We start from the raw sequence: 832 nt of genomic DNA, 5'->3' as shown, positions 1-832 counted from the left end.
TCAGGTAGATAGGTCCGAGGTGGAAGTGTGGTGACACATGGAGCTGACGGATACTAATCGTTCGAGGACTTAACCAAGAACAAACGCACACTTTGCATGAACAGACATTATCCAGTTTTGAGAGAGTGAAAAAAGTTCAAAAAAACTCTTGACTAAAGTCAGAAATGATGTTAGAATAATAAATGTCGCTGACGAAGAAGTCTGGTGGCGATGGCGAAGAGGTCACACCCGTTCCCATTCCGAACACGGAAGTTAAGCTCTTCAGCGCCGATGGTAGTTGGGACTCACGTCCCTGCGAGAGTAGGACGTCGCCAGGCAAATAGATATGGAGGATTAGCTCAGCTGGGAGAGCATCTGCCTTACAAGCAGAGGGTCGGCGGTTCGATCCCGTCATCCTCCACCACTTACCTTAAAAAAACTTCCAAAAATTTCTACTTGAAATTAGCGAGAAGAACCGATAAAATAAAAAAGTCTTCGTTAAGAAAACTAACACATGATTCGCCGGTGTAGCTCAATTGGTAGAGCAACTGACTTGTAATCAGTAGGTTGGGGGTTCAAGTCCTCTTGCCGGCACCACTTCATGAGCCATTAGCTCAGTCGGTAGAGCATCTGACTTTTAATCAGAGGGTCGAAGGTTCGAGTCCTTCATGGCTCACCATTTATAAATATGCGGGTGTGGCGGAATTGGCAGACGCACCAGACTTAGGATCTGGCGCCTTACGGCGTGGGGGTTCGACTCCCTTCACCCGCACTTATATGCGGAAGTAGTTCAGTGGTAGAACACCACCTTGCCAAGGTGGGGGTCGCGGGTTCGAATCCCGTCTTCCGCTCC

The 832-nt window shown here is 48.3% G+C and carries 5 tRNA genes and 1 rRNA gene; all 6 read left to right on the top strand.

The annotated features are described in order from the left end of the window. The first annotated feature begins 200 nt into the window (after nt 1-200). Nucleotides 201-317 (top strand): 5S ribosomal RNA (gene rrf, locus CYL18_RS19020). A gap of 10 nt (nt 318-327) precedes the next feature. Continuing rightward, nucleotides 328-403, top strand: a tRNA-Val gene (locus CYL18_RS19015). Between the two features lie 97 nt (nt 404-500). Beyond that, nucleotides 501-576: transfer RNA gene (locus tag CYL18_RS19010), tRNA-Thr, on the top strand. Between the two features lie 6 nt (nt 577-582). Then, nucleotides 583-658 (top strand) — tRNA-Lys (locus CYL18_RS19005). Nucleotides 659-669: 11 nt separating this feature from the next. After that, nucleotides 670-751, top strand: a tRNA-Leu gene (locus CYL18_RS19000). A gap of 7 nt (nt 752-758) precedes the next feature. Continuing rightward, nucleotides 759-830, top strand: a tRNA-Gly gene (locus CYL18_RS18995). Nucleotides 831-832: the final 2 nt, after the last annotated feature.

It is taken from the genome of Pradoshia eiseniae (assembly GCF_002946355.1).
Classification (GTDB): domain Bacteria; phylum Bacillota; class Bacilli; order Bacillales; family Pradoshiaceae; genus Pradoshia; species Pradoshia eiseniae.
Note: the sequence above shows the minus strand (reverse complement) of the source record. Positions and strands in the feature narration are given on the sequence as shown.